28 protein-coding genes are annotated in these 26,212 nt (G+C 62.5%); 16 read left to right on the forward strand and 12 right to left on the reverse strand.

Features of this window, described 5'->3' with window-relative positions; genetic code table 11:
* Window positions 1-105: 105 nt before the first annotated feature.
* The 4 genes from PSO31014_RS09195 to PSO31014_RS09210 all read right to left on the reverse strand — a co-directional run bounded on the left by PSO31014_RS09195 (window position 106) and on the right by PSO31014_RS09210 (window position 3,730).
* Entirely contained in the window at window positions 106-1,041 is a 936-nt protein-coding gene (locus tag PSO31014_RS09195; RefSeq protein WP_150551355.1) for a Rossmann-like and DUF2520 domain-containing protein, read from the reverse strand.
* A gap of 9 nt (window positions 1,042-1,050) precedes the next feature.
* Complete coding sequence (locus tag PSO31014_RS09200) at window positions 1,051-1,500, reverse strand: TM2 domain-containing protein (protein ID WP_150551356.1); 450 nt, start codon at window positions 1,498-1,500, stop codon at window positions 1,051-1,053.
* 9 nt (window positions 1,501-1,509) lie between these two features.
* Complete coding sequence (locus PSO31014_RS09205; RefSeq protein ID WP_174976457.1) at window positions 1,510-2,328, reverse strand: META and DUF4377 domain-containing protein; 819 nt, start codon at window positions 2,326-2,328, stop codon at window positions 1,510-1,512.
* A 196-nt stretch (window positions 2,329-2,524) separates the two neighbouring features.
* Window positions 2,525-3,730: a PQQ-dependent sugar dehydrogenase gene (locus tag PSO31014_RS09210; protein ID WP_246176562.1), complete on the reverse strand. Its 1,206-nt coding sequence runs from the start codon at window positions 3,728-3,730 to the stop codon at window positions 2,525-2,527.
* A 199-nt stretch (window positions 3,731-3,929) separates the two neighbouring features.
* On the opposite strand from PSO31014_RS09210, the gene rpsP reads away from it, so the two are divergent.
* From rpsP to PSO31014_RS09240, 6 genes are all read left to right on the forward strand, one after another.
* Entirely contained in the window at window positions 3,930-4,181 is a 252-nt protein-coding gene (gene rpsP, locus PSO31014_RS09215; protein ID WP_017234865.1) for a 30S ribosomal protein S16, read from the forward strand.
* Window positions 4,182-4,310: 129 nt separating this feature from the next.
* Complete coding sequence (gene rimM / locus PSO31014_RS09220; protein ID WP_246176563.1) at window positions 4,311-4,961, forward strand: ribosome maturation factor RimM; 651 nt, start codon at window positions 4,311-4,313, stop codon at window positions 4,959-4,961.
* 60 nt (window positions 4,962-5,021) lie between these two features.
* A complete protein-coding gene (gene trmD, locus PSO31014_RS09225) occupies window positions 5,022-5,792 on the forward strand; it encodes a tRNA (guanosine(37)-N1)-methyltransferase TrmD (RefSeq protein WP_150551358.1) in 771 nt (256 codons plus the stop codon).
* Between the two features lie 103 nt (window positions 5,793-5,895).
* Entirely contained in the window at window positions 5,896-6,282 is a 387-nt protein-coding gene (gene rplS, locus PSO31014_RS09230) for a 50S ribosomal protein L19 (protein ID WP_130025501.1), read from the forward strand.
* Between the two features lie 232 nt (window positions 6,283-6,514).
* Window positions 6,515-7,201: a CoA pyrophosphatase gene (locus tag PSO31014_RS09235; RefSeq protein ID WP_246176564.1), complete on the forward strand. Its 687-nt coding sequence runs from the start codon at window positions 6,515-6,517 to the stop codon at window positions 7,199-7,201.
* Window positions 7,202-7,336: 135 nt separating this feature from the next.
* On the forward strand, window positions 7,337-8,275 hold the full coding sequence (locus tag PSO31014_RS09240) for a CobD/CbiB family protein (RefSeq protein WP_150551359.1): 939 nt from the start codon (window positions 7,337-7,339) through the stop codon (window positions 8,273-8,275).
* 87 nt (window positions 8,276-8,362) lie between these two features.
* Here PSO31014_RS09240 and rsgA read toward each other — a convergent pair whose 3' ends face one another.
* Window positions 8,363-9,304: a ribosome small subunit-dependent GTPase A gene (rsgA, locus tag PSO31014_RS09245; RefSeq protein ID WP_174976458.1), complete on the reverse strand. Its 942-nt coding sequence runs from the start codon at window positions 9,302-9,304 to the stop codon at window positions 8,363-8,365.
* Window positions 9,301-10,548, reverse strand: coding sequence for a M48 family metallopeptidase (locus PSO31014_RS09250; protein WP_150551360.1), 1,248 nt, complete (start codon window positions 10,546-10,548; stop codon window positions 9,301-9,303). Before PSO31014_RS09250 ends, rsgA begins: the two co-directional genes overlap by 4 nt.
* A 103-nt stretch (window positions 10,549-10,651) precedes the next feature.
* Between PSO31014_RS09250 and orn the strand changes: the two genes are divergently transcribed.
* A complete protein-coding gene (gene orn, locus PSO31014_RS09255) occupies window positions 10,652-11,290 on the forward strand; it encodes an oligoribonuclease (protein ID WP_150551361.1) in 639 nt (212 codons plus the stop codon).
* Window positions 11,291-11,385: 95 nt separating this feature from the next.
* Here orn and mog read toward each other — a convergent pair whose 3' ends face one another.
* Window positions 11,386-12,006 carry a molybdopterin adenylyltransferase gene (gene mog / locus PSO31014_RS09260; protein WP_150551362.1) on the reverse strand — a complete coding sequence of 207 codons (621 nt, stop codon included), beginning with the start codon at window positions 12,004-12,006 and terminating at the stop codon, window positions 11,386-11,388.
* On the reverse strand, window positions 12,006-12,611 hold the full coding sequence (gene yjgA / locus PSO31014_RS09265; RefSeq protein ID WP_150551363.1) for a ribosome biogenesis factor YjgA: 606 nt from the start codon (window positions 12,609-12,611) through the stop codon (window positions 12,006-12,008). The genes mog and yjgA overlap by 1 nt, the downstream gene beginning before the upstream one ends.
* 115 nt (window positions 12,612-12,726) lie before the next feature.
* Here yjgA and pmbA point away from each other — a divergent pair, with 115 nt between their 5' ends.
* From pmbA to PSO31014_RS09295, 6 genes are all read left to right on the forward strand, one after another.
* Window positions 12,727-14,085: a metalloprotease PmbA gene (pmbA, locus tag PSO31014_RS09270; RefSeq protein ID WP_150551364.1), complete on the forward strand. Its 1,359-nt coding sequence runs from the start codon at window positions 12,727-12,729 to the stop codon at window positions 14,083-14,085.
* A gap of 218 nt (window positions 14,086-14,303) precedes the next feature.
* Window positions 14,304-15,455 carry an ABC transporter substrate-binding protein gene (locus tag PSO31014_RS09275; protein WP_150551365.1) on the forward strand — a complete coding sequence of 384 codons (1,152 nt, stop codon included), beginning with the start codon at window positions 14,304-14,306 and terminating at the stop codon, window positions 15,453-15,455.
* 130 nt (window positions 15,456-15,585) lie between these two features.
* Complete coding sequence (locus PSO31014_RS09280) at window positions 15,586-16,467, forward strand: branched-chain amino acid ABC transporter permease (protein WP_150551366.1); 882 nt, start codon at window positions 15,586-15,588, stop codon at window positions 16,465-16,467.
* 13 nt (window positions 16,468-16,480) lie between these two features.
* Complete coding sequence (locus PSO31014_RS09285; RefSeq protein WP_150551367.1) at window positions 16,481-17,356, forward strand: branched-chain amino acid ABC transporter permease; 876 nt, start codon at window positions 16,481-16,483, stop codon at window positions 17,354-17,356.
* 18 nt (window positions 17,357-17,374) lie between these two features.
* Window positions 17,375-18,178, forward strand: a complete 804-nt coding sequence (locus tag PSO31014_RS09290) for an ABC transporter ATP-binding protein (protein ID WP_017234880.1) — start codon at window positions 17,375-17,377, stop codon at window positions 18,176-18,178.
* Window positions 18,175-18,888, forward strand: a complete 714-nt coding sequence (locus PSO31014_RS09295) for an ABC transporter ATP-binding protein (RefSeq protein WP_017234881.1) — start codon at window positions 18,175-18,177, stop codon at window positions 18,886-18,888. The genes PSO31014_RS09290 and PSO31014_RS09295 overlap by 4 nt, the downstream gene beginning before the upstream one ends.
* Before the next feature lie 161 nt (window positions 18,889-19,049).
* Here the strand turns inward: PSO31014_RS09295 and PSO31014_RS09300 are convergent, their stop codons facing one another.
* Window positions 19,050-19,781 (reverse strand): helix-turn-helix transcriptional regulator, encoded by a 732-nt coding sequence (locus tag PSO31014_RS09300; RefSeq protein ID WP_174976459.1) that lies wholly within the window; start codon window positions 19,779-19,781, stop codon window positions 19,050-19,052.
* Window positions 19,782-20,379: 598 nt separating this feature from the next.
* Between PSO31014_RS09300 and PSO31014_RS09305 the strand changes: the two genes are divergently transcribed.
* Genes PSO31014_RS09305 through speD form a run of 3 tightly spaced genes read left to right on the forward strand, consistent with a single transcriptional unit; the run spans window position 20,380 to window position 23,551 of the window.
* Window positions 20,380-21,777: a coproporphyrinogen-III oxidase family protein gene (locus PSO31014_RS09305; RefSeq protein WP_150551369.1), complete on the forward strand. Its 1,398-nt coding sequence runs from the start codon at window positions 20,380-20,382 to the stop codon at window positions 21,775-21,777.
* Window positions 21,778-21,783: 6 nt separating this feature from the next.
* Complete coding sequence (locus PSO31014_RS09310; protein ID WP_150551370.1) at window positions 21,784-23,070, forward strand: MFS transporter; 1,287 nt, start codon at window positions 21,784-21,786, stop codon at window positions 23,068-23,070.
* 43 nt (window positions 23,071-23,113) lie between these two features.
* Complete coding sequence (gene speD / locus PSO31014_RS09315; RefSeq protein WP_174976460.1) at window positions 23,114-23,551, forward strand: adenosylmethionine decarboxylase; 438 nt, start codon at window positions 23,114-23,116, stop codon at window positions 23,549-23,551.
* On the opposite strand, the gene PSO31014_RS09320 is transcribed toward speD, so the two are convergent.
* The 3 genes from PSO31014_RS09320 to PSO31014_RS09330 are packed head-to-tail and all read right to left on the reverse strand — an operon-like array spanning window position 23,536 to window position 25,984.
* Window positions 23,536-24,024, reverse strand: a complete 489-nt coding sequence (locus PSO31014_RS09320) for a dihydrofolate reductase (RefSeq protein WP_150551372.1) — start codon at window positions 24,022-24,024, stop codon at window positions 23,536-23,538. The genes speD and PSO31014_RS09320 overlap by 16 nt on opposite strands.
* Window positions 24,021-24,815, reverse strand: a complete 795-nt coding sequence (locus PSO31014_RS09325; RefSeq protein ID WP_150551373.1) for a thymidylate synthase — start codon at window positions 24,813-24,815, stop codon at window positions 24,021-24,023. The genes PSO31014_RS09320 and PSO31014_RS09325 overlap by 4 nt, the downstream gene beginning before the upstream one ends.
* 59 nt (window positions 24,816-24,874) lie before the next feature.
* On the reverse strand, window positions 24,875-25,984 hold the full coding sequence (locus PSO31014_RS09330) for an ABC transporter ATP-binding protein (RefSeq protein WP_150551374.1): 1,110 nt from the start codon (window positions 25,982-25,984) through the stop codon (window positions 24,875-24,877).
* Window positions 25,985-26,212 lie beyond the last annotated feature (228 nt).

Below are 26,212 nucleotides of genomic sequence, written 5' to 3' on the forward strand. Positions count from 1 at the left end.
GTATTCGAGGAGGCAGGCATGACGCAGAACGGACTGGCGGGCGAGACGGGGTGGCGCGGGTGGACGGCGTCGAGCGACTGGATGGGCTGGGGACGCTGGATGTGCTTATGCGTCGCTTTCTGGGGCGGACGGCGGCAGATATGGCGCGATGGCGCGCGCGATGGCATCGAGCGCGGCGCGGTCAGCGTTCGGGCGTTGACGGGCGAGGTGAATCGCTCGGAGCGTCAGAAGCGAGTACAGCGTCGCGTGATTGCCGCCCATCGAGGCAAGCGCTTCGGTGTGGCGGGTGACGATGCCTGCGTCGCCGCGCGACACCGGGCCGGAGAGCGCTCCGGCGAGTCCACGCTCGCGGGCGGCGGTGAGGGTACCCATGACCAGCGGCCACATGGCGTCTTGGGCGTCGGCTTCCGGCATGCCGATCGCTTGCCAGAGCTGGGTAGCTTCATCGAGCAGGCACAGCAGAAAACTGGCGGCGTAATTGGCGCCGGCGTGATATCGCATCCGCTCGCCCGCTGGGATCGACAGGGCGCGGCAACGCATCGCGGTCGCGAGAGCGTGGAGCGTAGCGTTCAGCGGTGCGTCGGCTTCGAGGGTGATGGCGCTGCCCGACAGGCGTATCGCGTCGTCATCGAGACCGGCAAAAAGAAACAGCGGGTGGAAGCCGCCGATTTGCGCACCTTGGCGGGTGGCGGCCGCGAGCAGACCGACCTCCGAGGCGCCGCTGCAATGCACCAGTGCCTGACCGGCGCGCGGCGACAGATGCGCGGCGCACGTGGCGATGGCGTCATCGGGTACGGTCAGGAAGACAAGGTCCGCGTGGGTGAAGACCGCGTTCATGTCGTCCGGCCGGTCGATGGGCAGGGCCTTACACCCCGGCAGGGCGGACGCGACGCGTTGCGCCGCATCAACGCGCCGGCTAGCGATCGTTGTCACCTCATACCCTGCGCGTACCGCCGCGATCGCGAGGGCACGTGCGACGCGACCCGCGCCGATGAAGCCGAGTGTCGGTCGAGGGGGAGTGGCGGCGGAGAGTGGGGTCATGCCGACGCGTTACTGCGACAGGCGATTCGGCGTGTCGTGCGTTTCGAAATAGGTCTGGAACGCCACGGCGAGGCCGACCATCATCAACATCGCACCGATGAACAGCGACAGGCTTACGACGATGACGGCGATCCACCCCGAGCGCGATTTGCGCTGGGCGCTGGCGTTGAACTGGGCATCCCAGCGGTCGTCGGGGCGAAGCCCATAGACAATCGCCGCCAGGAATGCGGAAAACAGCGAGATGGCGCCGAGAATCGTCAGACCCCATCCGGCGGGAGACCGAAGCTCGCTCGTGACAAGAAGCCCCCAACCCGCCACACCGCAGGCCGATCCCACGATATGGGCCCACCCGAAGCGGTCGCGCACACCATACAGATAGAAACGATGCAGGCCCAGCGTGCCGAACAGCATTGCCAGGCCAGCGGTCAGGGTCTTGGATTTATAGGCGACTGCGTTCATTGGGATGGATTATCGGGCCGGCGTTTCGCGAATGACTTCCACCAGCGTCCAGCGCATGCTCGACGCATCGGCGGGCGGATTGACGATGGGTTCGCCGTGGATTTTCACGCGGTATTCTACGCCGGGCTTCCACGCGAAGCCATCGATGTGGGCGTACCAGAGTTCCCATGGCGCTTTCCCGGAATCGTCGGCATTGCGCACGCGCAGGCACTTTCGCGGCGCGACGCCCACGCAATCCGCCATTTGCGAATCGACATCGACAATACGGTCTTCTGTCTTGGTGGTGCTGGCGTTGCCTGTGGTGCTGGCGACCGGACGATCCAACAACGTTTGCGACGCGTAGGTCAGCGTCTCGCCATTCGGGGTGCGCAAGATCAACTGCGTGTCGCGGCGTTCGAAACGGGTGACGCGGGGAAGCGTCTTCAGGTAGCGGTCTTCGAAGGCCATCGAGTCCGGGCAAGCCATGCGCGTGGCGGCCGGCGCCTGAAGGCTGACCTGGCCCTTGGCCGGGCCCACCGAGTACTGACCGAAGATCCGGTTGCATCCGCCCGAGCCAGAGAACGCCCCCTTGTCATTGAAGGTCAGGTTGATGGCGCGGCTTTCCGGCAGACTTGGCACGTCGTCGACCCCTTCCCACCGCATTAGTTGCCAGGTGCCGAGAATGTCGGCGGGGGCGGTTGCTGCGGCTGGCGCGCCCGCCGACGCCGACGACGGACCGGCGCCGCCCGACGGCGCGGCGCAGCCGGCCAACATGGCCGCCGGCACGAGGAGCGTTGCCATATAAGTGGCGAACGAGGCGGGCAGGAAAGAGAGTCGGCGTTGGGTCATGATCATGTCTTGGTGAAATTGCCGAGCGTGCCGGGAGGGCACGATCAGCGAAAGTGTCGCGGCACACGGAGGCGGCGGACGCCGTGCGCAGCCCTGAGTCCATGAAAGGTTGACCGGATGGCGGTCAGTGCAGTTCCTCGCATCGTCATTGCCGTGCGATTCCCGAGTCGATGTCGGTCGTCGTCATGCGGCCGCCTCACGGTTTCCGATAAGTAATGCGGTAGATCGCGCCGGCCTCATCGTCACTGATCAGCAGTGAACCGTCTGGTAACGTAAGGAGGTCGACAGGGCGGCCCCAGACCGACTCGTCGTCGCCCAGCCAGCCTTGCGCGAAGATTTCCTGCCTGGCGACGTTGCCCTTGGCGTCGAGCACGACGCGTACGACCCGGTAGCCGACCTTGCGGCTCCGGTTCCAGGAGCCGTGCTCTGCGATGAACAGACTGCCACGATAGTCCTTGGGGAACTGCTTGCCGGTGTAAAAGCGCACGCCGAGGGCGGCCACATGGGCGCCTAGCTTTGCCACGGGGGGCGTGAAGTCCGCGCAGCGTTTCTCTCGCCCGTATTCAGGATCCGCGATGTCGCCGGCATGGCAGTAAGGAAATCCAAAGTGTTCGCCGAAGCGTGTGAGACGGTTCAGCTCGTCGTCCGGCACGTCGTCGCCTAGCTGATCGCGACCGTTGTCGGTGAACCAGAGCGCGCGTGTCCTGGGTTGCCAGTCGAAGCCTACGGTGTTGCGCACGCCACGCGCGACGACCTGCCAGTCGGTGCCGTCAGGCTTCATGCTGCCGATCATCGCGAAACGGTCGCCGTCGCGCTTGCAGACATTGCACGGTGCGCCCACGCCGACATACAGGCGCTGATCGGGGCCGAATGCGATGTACCGCCAGCCGTGGTGACTTTCGCCAGGAAGCTTGTCGTAGACGACGATCGGTTTGCCGGGATTGTCGAGCCGGCTTTCGATATTGTCGAGTTTGACGATGCGCGAGACGGCCGAGATATAGAGTGCGCGGTTGCGCAATGCCACGCCGACGGGCATGTTCAGCCCGGAGGCGACGGTCTGGACCCTGGCCGCATAGGCGCGCGACGGATCGAGTGTGATGGCATAGACGACGCCTTGTGCGCGGCTGCCGACGAACAAGGTGCCTTTGGGGCCAAGCGTCATGCCGCGAGCGCCGGGCACCCGGTCGGAGAGGACTTCCACGTGAAAGCCGGGCGGCAGGACGAGACGTTCGATGGGAAGCGCGTCGCGCGCCGTGGCGAGGAGCGGGATCAGCGCCAGCACGGCGCCGAAAAACAGACCGACCTGACGAATATGCTTCACGAGATGGATGACTCGCGCAGCGACCCGCACTGACCATTGCGGCCGAGCGAGGCGTTGCCATCCACCGGGAAATCGTTGCATGCTGGACTCGTTTCACGCACAGGATGCGTGCATTGTAGACCAGTGCCTGCCGGAGCCGACGCGGCCGTCTTGTCCCCCAATCCGGGCACGGCTTGGCGGGGCGCCGCCGGTGTCCGGGGAAGTGTTTGTTTTGACGAGGGTTTTGCGCTATAATGTCGCGTTTTCTGTCCGAACACTTCTGGATTCACAAGGATTTATTATGGTCGTTATCCGCCTGGCTCGCGGCGGCGCGAAGAAGCGCCCGTTTTACAACATCGTTGCAACCGACTCGCGTAACCGTCGCGATGGTCGCTTCATCGAGCGTATTGGCTTCTACAACCCGGTCGCTGCCGAAGGCACGGAAGGTCTGCGTATTGCTCAAGACCGTCTGACCTACTGGCAAGGTGTTGGCGCACAACTGTCGCCGACCGTGGCTCGTCTGATCAAGCAAGGCGCCAAGGCTGCCGCCTAAGCGCTTCGGCTAGTCAAGCTATCAGCATTGCCGTCGGTTTGCCGATGGCATGAGAATTGAACGGCGGTGCCTGCTCCCGAGCGATCTGGAGCGGTCATCGCCGTGTGTTCGTCACAACGTTGGATTGGCATGGTTCGTACCGCTCGACCCGCACGTGAGCGGGTACCGCTGAAAATCGGTGCTGAGGCGCGCCGCGCCGCCGGCATGCGTGCCGAGCAGGTGCTCGCCTCGGTGACCGAAGTGCCCGACGATCTCGTCGAGCTGGGTTACATTGGCGACGCCTACGGGATTCGTGGCTGGATCAAGGTGCAGCCGCATACGGGCGAGGGCGAAGGGCTCTTGTCCGCCGATTGTTGGTATTTTCGTCGTCCCGGTGAGTCGGCCTACACCAAGGCCAATGTGCTGCACAGTCGAGGGCATTCCGGTACCGTGGTCGCGCAATTGCGCGGCAGCGAAAACCGGTCGGCTGCCGAGGCGCTCAAGGGCCTTCAGGTCTGGGTGCCGCGCAGTGCGTTTCCGAGCGCCGGTGAAGACGAGTTTTACTGGGTGGACCTCATTGGCGCCCAGGTAACGAATCTGCAGGACGAATCGCTTGGCAAGGTCGTCGGGTTGCTCGACAACGGCGTGCACACCGTGTTGCGTGTCGCTTACGAGGCGCCTGCCGTCGACGACAAGTCGGCGAAGACCGCTGAGCGTCTGATCCCGTTCGTCGCCAAATATGTGCAATCCGTCGATATCGAGGCGGGGCGCATTGTGGTCGACTGGGGTCTCGACTACTGAGATACCGATTGATCGCCCGGCCGCTGTGGTGTCCGGGCACCTCTGGACGGAACCGGTTTGATGCAGTTTGACGTCGTCACGCTCTTTCCCGAGATGTTTCGGGCACTGACCGACTGGGGCGTCACCAGCCGGGCGCTCAAGCAGTCGCGCTACGGTCTGCGGTTTTGGAATCCTCGCGATTTCACGCATAACAGCTACCGCACGATCGATGATCGACCGTACGGCGGCGGCCCGGGCATGGTCATGCTCGCCAAGCCGCTCGACGACGCCATCGAGGCAGCAAAGGCTGCGCAGGCGAAAGCCGGCGTACCGCGCGGCCGGGTGTTGTTGATGTCGCCGCAAGGCAAGCCACTGACGCATCGCCGTGTCGTGGAACTGCGCGAACAGGAGCGGGGATTGATTCTGCTCTGCGGGCGCTACGAAGCCATCGATCAGCGTTTGATCGATCGCGTCGTGGACGAAGAGGTCAGCGTTGGCGATTTCGTGCTGTCGGGCGGGGAGTTGCCCGCCATGGCCTTGATGGATTCGCTTATCCGGCTGCTGCCGGGGGCACTGAACGACGAGCAGTCGGCCGAGCAGGACAGTTTCGTCAATGGCCTGCTCGATTGTCCGCACTACACGCGACCCGAAGAGTACGAAGGGGTGCGCGTGCCCGACGTGCTGCTGGGCGGGCATCATGCAGAGATTGAAAAATGGCGACGCCGCGAGGCGTTGACCAATACCTGGCGCAAACGCCCCGATCTGATCGAGAGCGCACGCGCCAACGGATTGCTCAGCCGTGCCGATGAGGCATGGCTGGCAAGCCTGCGGGTCGATACGTCGGCCAAGTAGGCAGCGGGTGTCGTCATGGGGACGGCATTCGGTTTGCACCCATCCTCTGTCGGGGCCGGCATGCCGGTATATAACGCCGATACGATGGCACAAGGAGTGGTAAATGAATCTGATCGCCAAGATCGAGCAGGAAGAAATCGCGCGTCTGACCGCGAACAAGACGATTCCCGAATTCGCCCCGGGCGACACCGTGATCGTCAACGTGAACGTGGTTGAAGGTACGCGCAAGCGCGTTCAGGCATACGAAGGCGTCGTCATCGCCAAGCGTAACCGTGGCCTGAATTCGGCGTTCATCGTCCGCAAGATTTCGTCGGGTGAAGGCGTTGAGCGTACGTTCCAGACGTACTCGCCGCTGATCGCCAGCATCGAAGTCAAGCGTCGTGGTGACGTTCGTCGCGCCAAGCTGTACTACCTGCGTGAGCGTTCGGGCAAGTCGGCACGTATCAAGGAAAAGCTCTCGTTCAAGAGCAAGACCGCTGCTGCCCAGTAAGTCGGACACCGCTACGCCTGGCGACCTCGTTGCCGGGCGCAGCCAAAGCCGTATGGAAAAGCACCCTTCGGGGTGCTTTTTTCGTTGTGCTGCCTTTCATCGATGCCGATGTTGCGGCGTGCCGTCGACATCGAACACCACGAATTGCCGTGCCATTGGCATTTTGTTTGCGTGTACGTGTTCAGAGCTTCCTCGCTAAAATAGCGAAGTTATCCATCCAGCAAAGGTTGACGTGGCGCCACCTCTGATCCTGCATCCTGAAGCGTTACCCATCGTCTCGACGGGCGAGGGGGAGCCTGCGGTGCCGGCGGAGCGGCTAACGCCCGCAGCGTTGCGCGACCGCCTCGCGTGTCCGCCGATCTGGACACCGGAGGCGGGTGCGATCGAACTTGCGCCGCCTGCGCAATTTACGCCGCGCGCGGCGGCCGTGCTCGTGCCCTTGGTGATGCGCGCGCATGGCACGACTGTGCTGCTGACGCAGCGAACCCAACATCTGAGCGCGCATGCCGGGCAAGTGAGTTTTCCTGGCGGCAGCCGCGAGCCCGATGATCTGTCGCCAATTGCCACGGCCTTGCGTGAGTCGCGCGAAGAAATTGGTCTCGATTCAGACGTGGTGGAAGTGATCGGATGCCTGCCCGACTACGTCACCGGAACCGGCTTTCGTGTTGCGCCGATCGTGGGTCTGGTCAAGCCGCCGTTCGATCTCATCGCCGATGCCGGTGAAGTCGACGAGATTTTCGAGGTGCCGCTGGATTTCCTGATGGACCCTGCACATCATCAGATCCGCGTCTTCCACTATCAGGTGGGCGAACGCCGGTTTTACGCGATGCCCTATCCGAAGCCCGCGGGAGGTGAATACTTCATTTGGGGCGCAACGGCCGGCATGCTACGTAATTTCTATCAACTCCTGCGGGCCTGACGCGAGAGACCGATCGTTTTCGCGAGTTGTCTGCCTATAGTGTGAAGTGAGTGCGTCGTGCAGGCGCCTGGGGCGGGCATTTGCGAGAAGCTGTGCTATCGTTACACCATTCCGTCTGGTGATCTGAACGCACGCATGACATTCTTTTCGGTACTCCTCGCGCTGATCCTCGAGCAGATGCGTGCCCTCTCCACGCAAAACCCGATCTACAACCTGATTCGCTCCCACGCGACCCATACTTCGCAATCGTTCGATGCCGGGCTTCCCCGTCATGGCGTGCTTGCGTGGCTGGTCGTGGTGCTGCCGTTTGTGTTGGCCGTCGGCGTCGTCTACTACCTGCTCATGCGGGTCAACATTTTCCTGGGCTTCGCGTGGAACGTGCTCATCGTCTACCTGACGATGGGATTCCGGCAGTTCAGTCATTACTTCACGGACATTCACGTTGCGCTGAACAACGATAACGTGAACGAGGCACGAGAAATCCTGCATCAGTGGATTGGCATCGACACGGTCGACATGCCGGTGGACGAGATTGTGCGTCACACCCTGTTGCACGCGGTCATTGCCTCGCATCGCCACGTTTTCGGTGTGTTCTTCTGGTTCCTGATGCCTGTGGGTCCGGCGGGCGCGGTCCTGTACCGTCTTGCCGAATATCTGTCGCGTCGCTGGACGGAGCCCGTGCCGGATCGCAGCCCGGCGTTCGGTGCCTTCGCGCGCAAGGTTTTCTATGTCATCGATTGGGTGCCGGCTCGTTTGACGGCCATCGGTTTCGCCATTGTCGGCAACTTTGAAGACGCCATTTACGCGTGGCGCCACTATGCGAAGCAGTGGCCGAACGAGAATGAAGGCATTCTGCTGGCCGCGGGTAGCGGCGCCCTCGGCGCACGATTGACCGGCCCGCTGGCGGAAGTCTCGAGCGTCGATGCGCTGAATCAAGGCGACGACGCAGTCCTGCCTGTCGGCAGCGAATGCACACCACGCACGCTTCAGGCGGCCGTCGGTCTGGTCTGGCGCGCGGTTTTACTTTGGATGCTCCTGTTGCTGCTGCTGACCCTCGCCGTGTGGTTGGGCTGAGGTTCAAGCGAGAACCGATAAAAAACCCGCGGAAGCGGGTTTTTTTATGGTCGATTCGCATGGATCGCTTCGCCGCTGACTGATGCGTCAGTAGGGAATCTGTTGCTCCGACTCGTGAACGAGCTGGGCATAGAGCATATGGCGCTGTTGCGAGATGCTTCCGTCGGACACGGCCGCGAGAATGGCGCAACCGGGCTCTTTCAGGTGATGGCAATTGTAGAACCGGCACCCGGTGAGCCGTGCACGGAACTCGGGGAACGCGCGCTCCAGTGCCCCTTCCTTGAGGTGGTGCAGACCGAATTCCTGGAAACCCGGCGAATCGATGAGCAGTCCGCCTTCGGGCAGGTGAAAGATTCGCGTGAAGGTCGTCGTGTGCTTGCCCGAGTTCAATACCGTGGAGATCTCGCGCGTTGCGGCATCGGCATCGGGGACGAGCAGGTTCACGAGGCTCGATTTGCCCATGCCCGACTGCCCGAGCAGCAACGACGCTTGATGTGCCAGGCGAGGCAGCAGCAGCGCCTTCGCCCCTTCCGGATCCGCCCGCACGGACAGCTCCAGCACGTCGTAGCCCAGTGCGCGATACGGCGCCAAGCGCTCGCGCGCCGCCGGCAAGGCGTCGGCGACATCGGTCTTGTTGAGTACGATCAGCGGCCGCAGTGCGTTGGCTTCCGAGGCGACCAGTGCTCGACCCAGCAAATCCTCGCTGAAGTACGGCTCGGTGCCCAACATGATGACCAACTGGTCGATGTTGGCGGCGAAGAGCTTGCTCTTGAACTGGTCTGAACGGTAGAGCAGGTTGCGGCGCGGCAGGATCTCTTCAATCACGCCCTGATCGCCGGTGCGCGCCCAGGCCACTTCGTCGCCGACCGCAATTTCGCTCTTCTTGCCGCGCGGAAAGCACAGCACCGTTTCGCCATCGTCGGCTTCCACGACATAGTGACGGCCGTGCGCCGCCGTGACTCGGCCGTGACGCCGGTCCAGCGCGGTGGTTTCGGCCGGCGCGGCTTTTCCCCTGAGGCTGCGCTTCATGCGTGCCCCAGCAAACGGTCGATGCGCTGGGATGCGGGCGGATGCGAATAGTAGAACGCGGTGTAGACGGGGTCGGGCGTGAGCGTCGACGCATTGTCCTGGTAAAGCTTGACGAGGGCGTTGACCAGATCGCTGGCTTGCGTCTGGCTGGCGGCAAAGGCATCGGCTTCGAACTCGTGCTTGCGCGACGTCAGGCTGCTGAGCGGGCTGGCGAAAAAGCCGAACACAGGCAGCACGAGGAAGAACAGCACCAGCGCCAGCGCGTTGTTGCTTCCGGTCAGCGACGGCATTACCCCGAGGTCGGTGTAAAACCATGTGCGGCCGATCAGCCAACCGAGCAGGGCAAGGAATGCCAGTGACAGCACGAAGGCGACGATCAGGCGCTTCGTGATGTGGCGACGCTTGAAGTGCCCCAGCTCGTGGGCCAGCACGGCTTCGATTTCGGCGGGCGAGAGCCGGTCGATGAGCGTATCGAAAAACACGATGCGTTTGGTGCGGCCGAAGCCGCTGAAATAGGCATTGCCGTGTGCCGAACGCTTCGAGCCGTCCATCACGAACAAACCGCGCGCCGCGAAGCCGCAGCGCTGCATCAGCCCCTCGATGCGCTGCGCCAGCGACACGTCAGAGAGCGGTTCGAACTTGTTGAACATCGGTGCGATGACGTGCGGGAAGATGAACTGCACGAACAGATTGAAGCCGACCCAGACCACCCACGTGTACAGCCACCACAACGGTCCTGCGCGCTCCATGAGCCACAGCACGGCGAACAGCAACGGCAGTCCGAGCAAGACGCCGATGGCGGTGGCCTTGATCATATCGGCGATGAACAGCCCGAGCGACATGCGGTTGAAGCCGAAACGCTGTTCGATCACGAACTGCCGCACATAAGTGAAGGGCAGATCGACGATGCCTGAAATCAACAGCACGGCGGCGATCAATGCGATCTGGCCCAGATAGCCTTCGCCGAGCCACTCGGTCACGCCGATATGCAGCAGGTTCAGCCCGCCGAGCAGCGTGAAAGCGACGAGCAGCACCGCCTGGGCAAAGATCTCGGCCATGCCCAGACGGGTGCGGGCGACCGTGTAATCGGCGGCCCGCTGATGGTCGGTCAGCGTGATCGTGTCGGCAAATCGCTCGGGAACGGCGGCCCGATGGGTGACCACATGGCGGATCTGGCGAGCGGCCAGCCAAAGCTTGGTCATGACCGTCGCCAGCAGGAAGATCACGAAGAGGTAAGTGAGCATGCGCTTAAGGAGAATCCGAAGTATGCGAGAATTATAAGTTCTTTCGACCGGCGGGGCGCCCTTGCCGGTCGCCTACCGACGCGTTTTCCAGAGTCTTCCGACCATGTCTGTCATTCCAGCCCAACATCCCACGTCTGCCGATGCCGAGACGACGCTTGCGCGCGCCGAGTTCAATCTGGTCTGGCTCGATATGGAAATGACCGGCCTTCAGCCCGATAGCGACCGAATCATCGAGGTGGCGGTAGTCGTCACCGATTCCGCGCTGACGCGCCGCATCGAGGGGCCGGTGTTCGCAATCCATCAATCGGACGCCGTGCTCGACGGGATGGACGACTGGAACAAGTCGACACATGGGCGCTCGGGGCTGATCGAACGCGTGAAGGCATCGACGTTCGACGAGGCGTCTGCCGAAGTGCAACTGATCGAGTTTCTCTCGCAGTACGTGCCGCCCAACAAGTCGCCGATGTGCGGTAATTCGATCTGTCAGGATCGCCGTTTCATGGCGCGTTACATGCCCAGGCTCGAGGCGTTCTTTCACTACCGGAACCTGGACGTCAGTACGCTCAAGGAGCTTTGCCGTCGTTGGGAGCCCACGGTCTACAAGGGCTTCACCAAGCGCGCCGCCCACACGGCGATGGCCGACATTCACGAGTCGATCGACGAACTGGTGTACTACCGAGAGCATTTCCTGAAGACGGTCGTGCCCGGTGCCCCCGAGGCGCCCATGGCCACGCCGGCCTGATCTTCGCCAGAGACCCATCACAACGCCAGCCACATCGCTGGCGTTTTGCTTTGGACGTTCGAACCCAATGGCTCGAACGTCCTGTCGTCAGGCCATCAGGCGGGTTTCGGCGCGCGAATGGCGCTCTTGGGGCGGAAGGCCTTGCACACGGCCTCGTCGGTCTCGATGTAAGGTCCGCCGATCAGGTCGATGCAATACGGGACGGCGGCAAAAATGCCGGGCACGATCGACGCGCCGTCCGTGTCGCGCAGCCCTTCGAGCGTTTCCTTGATCGACTTGGGTTGCCCGGGCAGGTTGATGATGAGCGCGGCACGCGCTGCCGTCTCGCGGATCACCGCGACCTGACGCGACAGGATGGCCGTCGGCACAAAGCGCAGGCTGATTTGACGCATCTGCTCTCCGAAGCCGGGCATCTCCTTCGTGCCCGCCCGCAATGTCGCCTCCGGCGTAACGTCGCGCCGTGCGGGGCCCGTGCCGCCGGTCGTGAGCACCAGATCGCACTGCATCGTGTCGACCAGGTCGATCAGCGTGGCGGTAATGCCGTCGGCGTCATCCGGAATCAGGCGAGTTTCGGCCACCCAGGGGGACCGGAGCGCGGCGCCAAGCCAGGCCTGGAGCGCCGGAATGCCCTGATCGTCATACGTACCCTGGCTCGCCCGATCGCTAATCGAGACGAGGCCTACGCGAAGTTCATCCGGATGGGAGCGGGCGACCATCACTCTTCCTCGCGGGTTGGGAATTCTGGCAGTTCGTTCTCGGCGTCGTCTGAAGTTTCGGCGCGGGACGTTGCGGTGCCCAGCAGGTCCTTGAGCGCCTGGAATAGCTCGCGGAAGGCCTTGGGCGGCTTTTGCGCGGCCTGCTCCCGGCGGGCGTTGCGAATCAGCGTGCGCAGTTGCTGGGCATCGGCTTGCGGGTGCTGGGCGAGCAGCTCGGTGAGCGCCTCGTCCTTGGCCAGCAGGCGCTCGCGCCAGCGCTCGAGCGCGTGCAGCTTGGCCGTTTCCGCCTTCGATACACCGTTGATGACGTCGAGGGCGCGGCGAATCGCTTCGACTTCCGACGCGTGCAGCGTGCGCATTTGCTTGCCCACATACTGCATCTGACGGCGGCGGCCTTCGTGTGCGGTGATCTTGCGGCAGTCTTTGACGGCCCGTTCGAGGTTCTCGGGCATCGGCACGCGGGCGAGCGCGTCCTTGGCCAGGTTGACCAGTTCTTCGCCAAGATCCTGCAAGGCATGCGATTCGCGCTTGCGTTGGGATTTACTCGGACCTTCGTCGGCAACGTCGGCGTGGGCGATTTGGTTAAAGCGTTGAATGTGCGTCATGGTCGCTATTGTAGCGCGGCGGGCGGCGTCCAAATAGTTGCCGTGCCGACGCACGACGGCGGGGAAGTCGCGCTAAGATGGCGGTTCCTATTCAGCCACTGACCGAATCGCGCCGATGTCCCAAGCGACCCAGCATTTCACGCATACCCAGGATCAACTCAAGGAAATCGTCAGCGACGTGCTGCAGTACGCCCGTTCGCTCGGCGCCACCGATGCCGCGGCCGAGATCTCCGAGGGCGACGGCCTGTCGGTCTCGGTGCGGCGCGGCAAGGTCGAGACCATCGAGCGCAACCGCGACAAGCTGGTGGGCGTGACGGTATTCATCGGCCAGCGCCGCGGCAACGCCAGCACGTCCGACTTCTCGCGCAAGGCGCTGCACGACACGGTCGATGCCGCCTATAACATTGCCCGCTTTACGGCCGAAGACGACTGCGCCGGGCTTGCCGAGTCCGAACTGCTGGAAACGCATCCGCAGGACCTGTCGTTGTTTCACCCGTGGCGCATTTCGGCCGACGACGCGGTCGAGCTGGCGCGTCGCGCCGAGACGGCGGCGTTCGAGGTGAGCCCGCTCATCCGGAATTCCGAAGGCGCCGGCGTGTCGGCCCAGCACTCGCAATTCATGCTGGGGACGACCCGCGGCTTCCTGTCGGGATATCCGTATTCGCGCCATTACCTGTCGGTCTCGCCGATTGCCGGATCGGGTCGCCATATGCAGCGCGACGATTGGTATTCGTCCAAGCGCGCTGCCGAAGACCTGGCCTCGCCCGAGGCAGTCGGCCGATACGCCGCCGATCGCGCGCTGGCCCGCCTGCATGCGCGCAAGCTGTCTACGCGCAAGTGCGCGGTGCTGTTCGAGGCGCCGCTCGCGGCCGGCCTGCTGGGGGCCTTCGTGCAGGGCGTGAGCGGTGGCGCGCTGTATCGCAAGGCCACGTTCCTCGTTGACACCCTCGGCAAGCCGGTGTTTGCCGATCATGTCGGCATTTACGAAGATCCGCACGTGCCGCGCGCCATGGGCAGCGCCCCGTACGACGAAGAAGGCGTGAGAACGCGCGCCCGAGACGTTGTGAGCGATGGCGTGGTGCAGGGCTACTTCCTGTCGACTTATTCGGCCCGAAAGCTCGGCATGCAGACGACCGGCAACGCGGGCGGCTCGCACAACCTGCGCATGTACAGCAAGCTCACGGTGCCGACGGACGACTTCCGCGCGATGCTGCGCAAGCTTGGCACCGGCCTGCTCGTGACCGAACTGATGGGGCAGGGCGTGAACTATGTCACGGGCGACTATTCGCGCGGCGCCTCGGGCTTCTGGGTGGAGAACGGCGAAATTCAGTATCCGGTCGAGGAGATCACGCTGGCCGGCAACCTGAACGACATGTTCCGCCAGATCGTCGCGATTGGGGCCGATGCGCTCGTGCGCGGTACCAAGGAGGTCGGGTCAATCCTGATTGAACAAATGACCATCGCCGGTCATTGATGCTGCGAATCGCCGTTGCGACGCCATAATCGCGTTGCATTTGTGCGCCGCAACGGGGCAAAACCCCATTTGCCGTGTCCGGTACAGGTAGTTTGCGTTATGCTTAGGGGTTTTCTTAAGCCGTGGCTTAAGAACAGACGCGGTAGTTAGGGTAATGGGCGCGCTCACAAGGCGCGCCTTCTCATAACTAGAGACCAGGAATTGGAGGAAGAAGACTCATGAAAAGCACCATGACCAAGTTGCTGAGCGCGCTTGTCGCTACCGGGATGGTGGCTGCGGCCCACGCAGCCGATCTGAAGATCGGCGTGGCCGAGGCACTGTCGGGCGGTGCGGCGCAATATGGCGCCGCCATCAAGAACGGTTTCCAGCTTGCGGCGGACGAAATCAACGCCGCCGGCGGCATCAACGGCAACAAGCTCGTACTGCAGGTCGAAGACGAGCAGGGCAAGAAAGAAGAGGCGATCAACGTCTTCAAGAAGCTGATCTTCCAGGACAAGGTGCTGATGGTTTTCGGCCCGACGTTGTCGAACTCGGCGCAGGCGGCCGATCCGATCGCGCAAGCGGCCAAGACCGTGGCGTTCGGCACGTCGAATACGGCTGACGGTATTACGTCCATCGGTGACTACATCTTCCGCAACTCCGTGACGGAAGCCGACGTGCTGCCCGAGACCATCAAGGTCGCGACCAAGCACACGGGCATCAAGAAAGTCGCGGTGCTTTACGGCAACGACGACGTGTTCACCAAGAGCGGCTACGACAACTTCAAGAAGGCGCTGGCCGATCTGAAGATTCCGGTCACGACGACCGAGACGTTCGCCAAGGGTGACGTGGACTTCAAGGCACAGCTCACGAAGATCAAGGCGAGCAACCCGGACGCCATCGTGCTGTCGGCACTGATCGCCGAAGGCGCGCCGATCATGGTGCAGGCCCGTCAATTGGGGATCAACGTGCCGTTCATCGGCGGCAACGGCATGAACTCGGTCAAGGTGTTCGATCTGGCCAAGGGCAGCTCGGATGGCCTGTGGGTGGGTAGCCCGTGGTCGATCGAGAACGGCACGCCGGCCAACACGAAGTTCATCAGCGCCTACAAGGCGAAGTACAACGTGGCCCCGGACCAGTTCGCGGCGCAAGCCTATGACGCGATGTATATCGCGGCGGGCGCAATCAAGAACGTGAAGATCTCGGGCAACCTGGATGCCGACCGCAAGGCGCTGCGCGACGCGCTGCCGAAGGTCACGCACGACGGCGCCACGGGCAAGTTTGCGTTCCGTCAGGCCATGGGCAAGAACGGCAAGCCGGCCGGCTACGATGCACAACAGGCGCCTATCGTCAGCGTGACGAAGGGTACCAAGTACGTCATCGAGAAGTAAGCAGCCCGGCAGTACTTGAAGAAGTCCGCATGGGCGTAGAGCTGAAAGGCGCTACGCCCATCGGCGTTTCTGGCGCACGCCGTACCCCCGTGCGGCGCGTGTCCCCGTCCCTCAGGCTGGAATAGACACCATGCTGGAACAGCAACTCGTCAACGCGCTCTCTCTCGGGTGCGTGTACGCCTTGTTCGCGCTCGGGTTCACCCTCGTGTTCGGCATTCTCGGCGTTATCAATCTCTCGCACGGCGCGGTCTTCATGGTCGGCGCCTATGCGGCGCTGCAAGCCGTCGTGCGTCTTCATCTGCCGCTGTGGGCCGCTATCGTCACGGCGGTCGTCGTGGCTGGCCTGGTCGGCCTGCTCATCGACGTGCTGGTGCTCAAACCGCTGCGCAAACGCGGTGCGCCTCACCTGATTCCGATGATTGCCACCATTGGCGTGGGCATTTTGCTCAACAACGGTGTGCAAGGTATTTTCGGCGCGGAGAACCTGCGATTCCCGTACGAACTCGTGCCGCAGGACACCCTGACGGTGGCCGGCGTGCACATGACGGTACTGGAACTCGCCATCATCTTCATCTCGTTTGCGCTCATGGCCGTGCTCATTACCACGATCAAGCGGACGCAACTCGGACGCGCGCTGCGCGCCATTGCCGAGTCGCCGAAGGCCGCCTACCTGCTCGGGATCAACGTCGAGGGCCTGTTCCTGGCGACGTCGTTCGCCGCGGCGGGGCTGGGCGGCATGGCGGGGGTGCTGATCGGGCTTTACTCCAACGCCGTCTTCCCGCTGATGGGCCAGCCGATGCTGCACAAGGGGATCGCGGTCATCATTCTCGGCGGCATGGGCGACATTCGCGGCGCGATGATCGGAGGCCTCTTCCTCGGCTTCGCGGAAGTGTTGTCGGTCGCATATATCGGCTCGAACATGCGCGACGCCGTGGCGTTCGGCCTGTTGTTCCTGATCCTGCTGGTGCGTCCGCAGGGGTTGTTCGGCAAAGTGCTCGAACGCAAAGCGTAATCACGGGGGCGCAATGGACTGGTTTAACAATTTCTGGGCGGTTTATAGCAACCTGGTGCTGACCTTCGGCACCAACGCGCTGCTGGCCCTGTCGATTTACCTCACGCTCTCGTGCGGCATGCTGGCGATGGCCAATGCCGCGTTCATGGGCATCGGTGCGTACACGGCGGCGTTGCTCACGATGAACTACGACACGCCGTTTGCGGTGTCGTTGGCCGGTGGCATGGCGGCGCCTGCGCTCATCGCGTTTATCATCGGCAAGCCGACGCTGCGTCTGTCGGGCGTGTACCTCGCGATGGCGACGCTGGGCTTCGGCGAAGTCGTGCGCGTGCTGACGCTCAACGCCGAGGGTCTGACCGGCGGTGCGCTGGGCCTGAACGGCATTCCTCAGCTCACGCAGTGGTGGCACGTGGCGGGGGCCGTGGTGATCTCGCTTGCCGTGTTGTGGCGCCTGCGCCGCTCCAAAGTGGGCCGTGCCTTCGAAGCCATCAAGGAAGACGAGACGGCGGCGGGCCTCATGGGCATCAACGTCACGGGCTACAAGATGCTGGCGTTCGTGCTGGGGGCGGTGCTCGCCGGGCTGGCCGGGGCACTCAATGCGCATCTGACCTTCTTCATCGGACCGAACGAATTCGGCTTCGACCGTGGCGTGGAGATTCTCACCATGGCGATTCTCGGTGGTATCAACGGGCTCGCGGGACCGGTGATCGGCAGCACGATTCTTACGCTGCTGCCCGAATTGCTGCGCGCGTTCGACGCCTTCCGTCTGGTGGTCAACGGCCTGATTCTGGTGCTGATTGTGCTGTTCCTGCCCAAAGGCATTTGGGATCCGGTGCGTTTTCGCCGCTGGTTCCGTGCCGGCAAGACGCGCTCGGCCTCTTCCACGTAAGCGGACGAGGGATACGACATGCTCAAGCTTTCCAATATTTCCAAACGATTCGGTGGTCTGCACGTTCTCCAGGACGTGAACATCGAGGTGCCGCAAGGCACGATCTTCGGCCTGATCGGCCCGAACGGGGCGGGTAAGACGACCGTCTTCAATCTGATCACCGGACTGTTGCAGCCCACGGGCGGCAGCATCACGTTCGACGGCGAGAGTCTCGTGGGGCAGAAGCCGCACAAGATTACGCAGCGCGGCATTGCCCGCACGTTCCAGAACATTCGCGTATTCAAGGAGATGACGCTGATCGAGAACGTGGTGGTCGGCATGCACCGGCATCTCTCGTATGGTCCGGCGGGCCTGCTGTTCTCGCTGCCGGGGTATCGAGAGATGGAGAAGCGCTCGCGCGAACGCGCGCATGAGTTGCTCTCTTGGGTGAAGCTCGATCACAAGGCGCATGACATTGCCGACAACCTGTCTTATGGCGATCAGCGCAAGCTCGAACTGGCCCGGGCGCTGGCGACCGAGCCCAAGCTGTTGCTGCTCGACGAGCCGGTGGCCGGCATGAACACGGGCGAGAAGGTCGATCTCATGAGCGAGATCGAGAACATCAAGGCGCGCGGTTACACGATCTTCATGATCGAGCACGACATGCGTTTTGTGATGGGCTTGTGCGAACGCATCGCCGTGCTGAACTTCGGACGCATCATCGCCGAAGGCAGTCCCGACGAGATCAAGCATAACCCGCAGGTCATCGAGGCCTATCTCGGCCGCGATGACGATGACGACGATGCGGCTGCCCTCGCGGCCGGCGCGGAGGACAAGGCATGAGCGCGCTGCTCGAAGTGAAGGGCCTGAAGGTGGCCTATGGGCATATCGAGGCCGTGAAGGGCGTCGATTTTTCGTTGCGCGAGCACGAGATCACCTCGCTCGTCGGCGCCAATGGCGCGGGCAAGTCCACGACGCTGCTCGCCTTGTCGGGTCTCATCAAGAAGCAGGCGGGCACGATTCTCTTCGAAGGCGAGGATGTCGGTGGTCTGGCGCCGAACAAGATCGTGCAGCGCGGTCTGGTGCAGGTGGCCGAGGGACGCGCCACGCTCACGACGATGTCCGTGCGCGAGAACCTGGAGCTTGGTGCTTACACGCGTCGCGACAAGCAGAACGTGAAGGCGGATCTGGACAAGGTGCTGGGGCGCTTCCCGCGGTTGGCCGAGCGTATCGAGCAGATGGCCGGGAACTTGTCGGGGGGCGAGCAGCAGATGTTGGCCATTGGTCGTGCGTTGATGGCGCGGCCGCGTCTGTTGCTGCTCGATGAACCGTCGATGGGGCTCGCGCCGATCATCGTGCAGGGCATTTTCAGCACCCTGAAGGAAATCAACGCCGAGGGGCTGACCATCTTCCTGGTGGAGCAGAACGTGCGTCAGGCGCTGAAGATTGCGCAACATGGCTACGTGCTCGAGACCGGCAAGGTGGTGCTCGAAGACACGGGACGCAATCTGCTGGGCAATCCTCGCGTGCTCGAAGCGTATCTGGGCGGTTGAGGTCCGGCGGTGGAGCAGGGGCGTGCGTGCTTGCCCCGAGCTTCACTGAGGGGCAGGGACGACGCCGCTTTTTCTATGTTTTTACGCAACGCCGCGTAGGCCACGACCGAGCGCGTGTACCTGCGGCCCTATGCGTTCGGCATGAGCGTTGTCGCTGCGCGTCATGCTGAACTCAGCATCAGTGACAACTGCCGATTGAATAGCGATGCGGGAATTCTCGTGAAGTGTCCAGCGACGATGGCCGCGTCAATCAGTTGCGAGCGATTGTGAACCTGAAATGCCTGCCGCAGGGCGTCAATATGCGCCTCTACCGTTCTCGGAGATAGGGCCAGGACTCGGGCGATCATCTTGGCGCTCCATCCCCGCAGGGTAAAAAACAGCACCTCACGCATACGAGGACTGAGTGCCGGCTCGAAGGTGCTGCAGGTGTCGACAACATAGCTGGTCTGCGCATTTGCCTCGCTACGACTTCCCGCATGATGCCCGCGGGATAGCAGTGTCCCCAGCAAATGGAAACTGGGAAATTGCGATAGATCCTCACCGTGAAAAATCGTGCCGGCCACTTCACCAACCGAGTTCATCAACGGGATCTTGCTGAATACGTGTGCCTGCCACTCTCCATCACGGTAGGGGTGCCAGTCAAAAATGCGCCGCGCGCAGCGACTGTCCATGACTACGCGGTCTTGCGCCTGAAATTCTGCAGCACATTCGACCGTCTTTCCCGGCATATCGAAGTCGGAACGGCCGATCACATCGAGATGCGACGGCAATCCGATCAGCCGACCGTATGCGGCATTCGCATAAAGAAACGACGAATTCGTGTCCTTGCATCCCCAACATCCGGGAGCATCGTCGAAGAATTTCTGGAGTTCGGCGGGTAGGTCGGCTGGCATGTCATCTCCTCTCCTTGGCCGCGCGGGCCGTTGATGTGAATTTGCCTCCCATTTGAGCGATTTACCGGCTGGCGTGCCCATGCCGCATGCATCGCGATGAATCGACGAATCCGCTTCCGCGCTCGATTTTTCAACGCGGCCGTCGAAGCCTTCGGACGATAACGCGCCAAGGAATTCGGATGTTTCCCTATTGTGGTTGTGTCAGCACTTTCCGAAAGACGGTCGGACCCCCGTCACCGTATTTGTTACGTATTGGCGAAGTGCCGCCGTGCGCTTAGTCTGACCCTGCGTTCTCTGAACGTGACGCAGCCGACGATCAACTCACGTTCTTTGGCCGTATGCCTCGAACTGAAGGCTCGTCTGTCGACACACTTCAAGGACGCCAACGTGCATTGGCAATACTCACGTAACTCTCATTCATTCAATCATTGCGAGGTAATGGCATGGACATGATCCTGAACGAGTTTGATTTTTCGGACGCTGGCGAAATGGACGACGTTCGCGCGGTCGCCTGGTAACCCGTCCAACGGGCGCGTCTTCCTTCATGTGGGAGACGCGCACACGACTCATCGGCAGGCCGCTTTTCATTGAGGATCCCATGCAATTGTTCTCGGATGCGCCGTTGCTCAAGTTCGACAGGCAATTTCCGATCTACAACTTCTTTTTTCCCGGACAGCGGGCTGCACGCGAGGGCGCGTCTGTGCGAAAGGCATTGCAGTCCGGGAGCCAGCACGCCACATCGCGCGCCTTGTATTTTCATATTCCGTTTTGTGAGACGATTTGCAGTTTTTGCCCGTTCACGCGAGGGACATTTCGTAACGCCGATGTCATTGAGAATTATGTCGCGGACTTGCTCAAAGAGATCGAGTTAAAGGCGGCGATGGTCGATCTTCGAGCGGTTCCTGTGCGGGCAATCTTTTTCGGTGGCGGTACGCCGAGTTTGTTATCGCCGGAGCAAATACGACGTATTGGCGAAAGTATTCGGCATCACTTTGATCTTTCTCGGATCGAGGAGTATTCCTTTGAAATCGAGGTGAAAAGTCTGACGGAAGAGAAGGCGAGCGCCATGCAGGACATTGGCGTTACGCATCCACGTTTCGGTTTGCAGACGTTCAATCCGCATTGGCGAGAGATGTTTGACCTGACGGCCACATTGGATCAGGTGCACGCGGCCACGCAGTGCCTGACGTCGCGCTTTCCCCACCAATCGTTCGACCTGCTCTACGGTATGAGCGGAACGGATGAGGACATGCTGTTGCGCGATCTGGAGCAGGCAGTCGCGATGCGCACAACCAACATTGACGTCTATCCGATTGATAACGTCATGACGCAGGTGACGTTGCATCGCAAGATCGCCAAGGCGGGGTATTCTCCGACGTCGGCCGCGCGCAAGTTTTCGATGCGTCTTCTCGCTGACGAATTCATGAGGCATGCGGGATTTTCGCCGCATAACGGACATGGCTACGTCCGAGGCCGATGCTCTCCCGATACGGTTGTCAGTGCCGAATACTCCTTTGTGTACCACGAGCACGTCTATGGCTATGACGATTGCGATTTGCTGGGTTTTGGCGTCAATGCGATTAGCGCTGTTTTCGGCCACGTCATGACGAACACGCATTCGAGAGCGATCTATCATCAGACGCTCGGGCAAGGGCAATTGCCGACGGCCGTCAGTGAGCATGAGCCCGCGCTGGACTATGCACGTCCCCTAATCTTGCGATTGCCATATCACGGTGCCGTGGAAAAACGTCTCGTGGACTTGTCTAAAGTCCCGGAGGATGTATGCGACCGACTGCGTCGTCTGATCGAAGCGGGGCTGGTCGACGACGCTGCCGAGAGCTATCGGTTGACCCGGCTGGGTTGGCACTGGTACGTGAACATGATGGTGTACCTGATGCCGTCGCGCGAGCGGGCCATGCTCAATCGTCTCGTGGTTACGCAGTTGGCGCCAGGCGAGCGATCCATGGACATCAGCGAACTTCGCTTTGCACATTGACGATCGATGACGGCTCCTTTAACCACTCTTGTGCGGGCGGAACCGCTGTTCACCCGAGTATTGATCGCCGATCTCATCTCCAAGACCGGGGACGGCGCGCACGAACTCGCCTTCGTCCTACTCGCGTTGGCCGTGACGCAGGGCAATTTGCAGTGGGTCGGGTGGATCTATTTCCTACGCTTCGTTCCGTATTTCGTTGCGGGCCCATTGGGGGGAAGACTCGCCGACGTCATGGATGCCAGACGCGTGATGCTCGGTTGCGACGTGGCTCGCGGCGCGATTACGGCGGTTTTGGCAGGCGCGATCGCCTGTGACGGACTCGGACCGCTGGGGCTGGCGCTGGCGGGCTGCGCCATGACCACGTTCCGAACGCTCTTCCAACCGGCGTTTCAGGCGAGTGTTCCACGGCTCGTGATGCAGCGGCACCTCGTGGCGGCCAACGGCATGACGCAGATATCGGTGGAGGTGGGCGCTGCGGCGGGGCCGGCGCTGGCGGGGTTGCTCCTGTGGGGCGGTTCGCTGACGTGGGTCGTGGCGTTCGACGCGCTGACCTACGTCGTTGCCTGCTGGATCCTGTGGCGCATTCCGCGCGGCGCGCGTGCACGCTTCGCGCCCGCTCCCACACCCGACGAGGCGAACGAGGCAGTGGTGGCCAGTTGGCGGCTGCGCGTAGGCCGTGCGTGGACATCGTGGTGGGTGGCATGCCGCGACATTGCGCGCAGCCCGGCGCTGTTCAGTGCGATTGTCATGTCGTCTGTCTGCATCTTGTTCGTCGGGGCGGCGCTGCGCGTGATGATTCCGGCGTGGGCCATGCAGGTCGGCGAAACGACCGGCGCCGCAGCGCTGGTCGCGAGCGTTATCGCCGCCGGCACCATCGCCGGCGCTGCCGTATTTGCCCGACGTCCCCGACGCATCGGTCCTATCAAACTGCTTGGCTACTGGTCGATTTACGGTGGCTTTCTGGCGCTGATGCCGCTCACCGACAAATTGCCGTGGCTGTTATCGATCGCTTTCGCGATGGGCATTTCCGGCGCCTGTGTCGACGTTGTACTGGCGACGTTGATACAACGGTATTCGCCGCCACAGCGCATTGGCACCCACTTCAGCGTGTTCTCCACGCTCGCCAACGCGGGGGAAGCGTTCTCGGGGTTGCTGGCCGGCCTGTTGGTCGGTATCGGCAGCCTGTCTGGCGGTTTGGTCTGCAATGGACTGCTGGTGATCGGCGCGTGCGCAGTGGGTGCGTTATCGGTTGCTCGTCGGGAGAGCAGAGGGCGCGAGGTGATCGATGCATAGTGAGCGACGCGCTTCGGCCGGCGGGGCTCATGGAGTGCTCGACGTGCCCGCAGGTCCGCACGAGGGGGAGGACGGTCAATGTGGCCGGGATGCCGCCTACGGTTTTCACGGCAGGCATGTACTCGCTGACCTGCACGGACTTGACTCCGGAGCGCTCGACGACGCCCCATATCTGTGCTCGCTTCTGGAGATGGGCATCGCGCGCTCGGGGGCGACGTTGGTCAAAACCATGGACTTTCAATTCGCGCCGGTGGGCGTCACGGTGCTGATGCTGCTCGCAGAGTCACATGTCTCGTTACATACCTACCCCGAGGAAGGGCGGGCATTTTTCGACGCCTTCACATGCGGTGACGCTTGCGATCCGGAGAAGATACTTCGCACGTTTTGCGACGCCTTCCCACAGTGCACCCTGCGCATGACCGCCGTCATGCGAGGTGAGCCGCGTGCGACCTGCGCCCCATCACATCAAATCCGTTCGTAAGTCACGAACGCGTAGTCGAAGTCATTGGGCGCCGGCGAGTGATGGGTCTCGCGCGTCGCTTCGCGCCATTGTTCGGCAGGCAAATCCGGGAAATACGCGTCGCCTTCGAACGCCTTGGCAATCTCCGTGACGATCACCTTGTCCGCGCTTGCCAGCGCCTCCGCGTATAACTGCGCCCCGCCAATCAGGCAGATTTCCTCGACACCCACGCACAGCCGCATCGCGTCGACGAGCGACCCGGCCACGTCGCAGCCATCGATCTTCAAATCGGGATTGCGTGACACCACGATATTGCGGCGGCCCGGCAACGGACGACCGATCGAATCGAACGTCTTGCGTCCCATCACGATCGGCTTGCCCAGCGTCGCGCGCTTGAAATGAGCGAGATCTTCCGGCAGACGCCACGGCAATTGATTGTCCCGCCCGATCACGCCATTCTCGGCACGGGCGACCACCAGCGTCAGGATCGTCATACGGCCACCGGCGCCTTGATATGCGGATGCGTTTCGTATCCGGTGATATGGAAGTCTTCGAAACGGTAATCGAAGATCGAATCGGGCCTGCGCGAGATCTCGAGCGTCGGCAGCGCCAACGGCTCGCGCGCAAGCTGCGTGCGGACCTGCTCGAGGTGGTTGTTGTACAGATGGCAGTCGCCGCCCGTCCAGACGAAATCCCCCACTTCGAGCCCGGTCTGCTGCGCCATCATGTGCGTGAGCATCGCGTAGCTCGCGATGTTGAACGGCACACCCAGGAAAATATCCGCGCTGCGCTGATAGAGCTGGCACGATAACTTGCCGTCAGCCACATAGAACTGGAAGAACGCATGACACGGCGGCAGCGCCATGCGCGGAATCTCTCCGACATTCCAGGCGGACACGATCAGACGGCGCGAGTCGGGCGTCGTGCGGATTTGCTCGACGAGCTGTGTGATCTGGTCGATATGGCCGCCATCGGGCGTCGGCCACGAGCGCCACTGCGCGCCGTAGACAGGGCCGAGTTCACCCTCGGCATCAGCCCATTCGTTCCAGATGGACACGCCGTTTTCCTGCAGATAGCGCACGTTGGTGCTGCCCTGCAGGAACCACAGGAGTTCGTGCACGATGGACTTGATGTGCACTTTCTTGGTGGTGACGAGCGGGAAACCTTCCTGCAGGTCGAAGCGCATCTGGTAGCCGAACACCGAGCGCGTGCCCGTGCCGGTGCGGTCGGTCTTGTCTGTGCCATGTTCAAGTACATGGCGCATGAAGTCTAGGTACTGTTTCATAGGCCCATCCGTTTTGCCGGATTTTACCAGCCTCCGGGGAACGCCGTGCTGCGCGAGGGTCAGACGGCGGCGACACTCGCCGCGAAAGCCACCGGATGCTCGACCGTCAGGCGTACGCCCACGCGCTCGCCCGCCTCGTGGGCCAGTTCACTATCCACGCGAGCGATCACCTCGCGACCCGACGCCAGACGAAGCGTGTAAATCTGATCCGCCCCGCGGAACGCACGCCGTACCAGCGTCGCTTCGAACGGGCTCGCCGGGTCGTGGGCAATGTCATCTGCGCGCAGCAAAACGTCGACGCTCACGGGATACGTGTCCTTGGCGGCGCTGCGCAGCAGCTTGTCGGCCAGCACCGGCGAGACGGCCAGTTCCCCAAGTTCGAGCGAGATGCCGCCACCGTCGGCATTGCCTCGGAAGGTGCCGGGTATCAAGGCGCCGCGTCCGATGAAATCCGCCACCACACGATTGGCGGGCATGCGCCATAACTCGCGCGCGGGCGACCACTGAGCGATGGCCCCCGCATGCATCACCCCGATGCGATCGGCCATCGCGAACGCTTCATGCTGGTCGTGGGTGACCAGGATCGCCGTCGCGCCGCTCGCCCGGATGATCTCCCGCACCTCGACCGCCAGACGCTCGCGCAGATCGAGATCGAGGTTCGAGAACGGTTCGTCGAGCAACAGCAGTGCCGGGGCAGGGGCCAAGGCTCGGGCAAGCGCCACGCGTTGCTGCTGACCGCCCGAGAGTTCGTGAGGGTACTTCTTCAACGCCCCCGCCAGCCCCACGCGCTCCGCGAGTCCCTCCACCCGTGCCCGACGCTCGCCCCGCGGCATGCGCCCGATGCCGAAGCCGATGTTCCGCGCAACGTCCAGATGCGGGAACAGCGCGTAGTCCTGAAACACAACACCGACGTGGCGACGCTCCGGTGGTTCGCTCAACTGCGCATTGGCGACTTCGTGACCATCGAGCACGATGCGCCCGCCCGCCAACGGCTCGAAGCCGCACACGGCGCGCAGCACCGTCGTCTTGCCGCAGCCGGACGGGCCGAGCAGGCAGCCGATCTCGCCACGCGCCAGCGATAGCGACAAGTCGCGCACCGCGGTGTGGACGTGGCCGGCAGTCTCGTAATTCACACAGAGCTGGTCGAGCAGCAGGTAGGGCAGGGGCATCGGCGTGGATAAGCGTGAGTCGACGCAAGCACGTCGACGAAGCAGATTAATGGAAACGAGCGGACGCGAATGGCCACGAATGGCCACGAATGGCCGCGAGGCGGCATTTTCGCGGGCGGCCGGGCACTTTCTGCGGCCGTCCGCGTCAGAGTCGCAATCGCGAATGCGTATAATTTACAACGCTTTAGACCGGCAAGTGTCTGCCGGTTCCCTGAAGTGACGCGACGG

The organism is Pandoraea soli (assembly GCF_902459595.1).
GTDB lineage: Bacteria > Pseudomonadota > Gammaproteobacteria > Burkholderiales > Burkholderiaceae > Pandoraea > Pandoraea cepalis.

Coding starts and splice junctions, on each gene's coding strand:
- PSO31014_RS09195 (WP_150551355.1), bottom strand. CDS start 1,041: ATGACCCCACTCTCCGCCGCCACTCCCCCTCGACCGACACTCGGCTTC.
- PSO31014_RS09200 (WP_150551356.1), bottom strand. CDS start 1,500: ATGAACGCAGTCGCCTATAAATCCAAGACCCTGACCGCTGGCCTGGCA.
- PSO31014_RS09205 (WP_174976457.1), bottom strand. CDS start 2,328: ATGACCCAACGCCGACTCTCTTTCCTGCCCGCCTCGTTCGCCACTTAT.
- PSO31014_RS09210 (WP_246176562.1), bottom strand. CDS start 3,730: ATGCAACGATTTCCCGGTGGATGGCAACGCCTCGCTCGGCCGCAATGG.
- rpsP (WP_017234865.1), top strand. CDS start 3,930: ATGGTCGTTATCCGCCTGGCTCGCGGCGGCGCGAAGAAGCGCCCGTTT.
- rimM (WP_246176563.1), top strand. CDS start 4,311: ATGGTTCGTACCGCTCGACCCGCACGTGAGCGGGTACCGCTGAAAATC.
- trmD (WP_150551358.1), top strand. CDS start 5,022: ATGCAGTTTGACGTCGTCACGCTCTTTCCCGAGATGTTTCGGGCACTG.
- rplS (WP_130025501.1), top strand. CDS start 5,896: ATGAATCTGATCGCCAAGATCGAGCAGGAAGAAATCGCGCGTCTGACC.
- PSO31014_RS09240 (WP_150551359.1), top strand. CDS start 7,337: ATGACATTCTTTTCGGTACTCCTCGCGCTGATCCTCGAGCAGATGCGT.
- rsgA (WP_174976458.1), bottom strand. CDS start 9,304: ATGAAGCGCAGCCTCAGGGGAAAAGCCGCGCCGGCCGAAACCACCGCG.
- PSO31014_RS09250 (WP_150551360.1), bottom strand. CDS start 10,548: ATGCTCACTTACCTCTTCGTGATCTTCCTGCTGGCGACGGTCATGACC.
- orn (WP_150551361.1), top strand. CDS start 10,652: ATGTCTGTCATTCCAGCCCAACATCCCACGTCTGCCGATGCCGAGACG.
- mog (WP_150551362.1), bottom strand. CDS start 12,006: ATGGTCGCCCGCTCCCATCCGGATGAACTTCGCGTAGGCCTCGTCTCG.
- yjgA (WP_150551363.1), bottom strand. CDS start 12,611: ATGACGCACATTCAACGCTTTAACCAAATCGCCCACGCCGACGTTGCC.
- pmbA (WP_150551364.1), top strand. CDS start 12,727: ATGTCCCAAGCGACCCAGCATTTCACGCATACCCAGGATCAACTCAAG.
- PSO31014_RS09275 (WP_150551365.1), top strand. CDS start 14,304: ATGAAAAGCACCATGACCAAGTTGCTGAGCGCGCTTGTCGCTACCGGG.
- PSO31014_RS09280 (WP_150551366.1), top strand. CDS start 15,586: ATGCTGGAACAGCAACTCGTCAACGCGCTCTCTCTCGGGTGCGTGTAC.
- PSO31014_RS09285 (WP_150551367.1), top strand. CDS start 16,481: ATGGACTGGTTTAACAATTTCTGGGCGGTTTATAGCAACCTGGTGCTG.
- PSO31014_RS09290 (WP_017234880.1), top strand. CDS start 17,375: ATGCTCAAGCTTTCCAATATTTCCAAACGATTCGGTGGTCTGCACGTT.
- PSO31014_RS09295 (WP_017234881.1), top strand. CDS start 18,175: ATGAGCGCGCTGCTCGAAGTGAAGGGCCTGAAGGTGGCCTATGGGCAT.
- PSO31014_RS09300 (WP_174976459.1), bottom strand. CDS start 19,781: ATGCCAGCCGACCTACCCGCCGAACTCCAGAAATTCTTCGACGATGCT.
- PSO31014_RS09305 (WP_150551369.1), top strand. CDS start 20,380: ATGCAATTGTTCTCGGATGCGCCGTTGCTCAAGTTCGACAGGCAATTT.
- PSO31014_RS09310 (WP_150551370.1), top strand. CDS start 21,784: ATGACGGCTCCTTTAACCACTCTTGTGCGGGCGGAACCGCTGTTCACC.
- PSO31014_RS09320 (WP_150551372.1), bottom strand. CDS start 24,024: ATGACGATCCTGACGCTGGTGGTCGCCCGTGCCGAGAATGGCGTGATC.
- PSO31014_RS09325 (WP_150551373.1), bottom strand. CDS start 24,815: ATGAAACAGTACCTAGACTTCATGCGCCATGTACTTGAACATGGCACA.
- PSO31014_RS09330 (WP_150551374.1), bottom strand. CDS start 25,984: ATGCCCCTGCCCTACCTGCTGCTCGACCAGCTCTGTGTGAATTACGAG.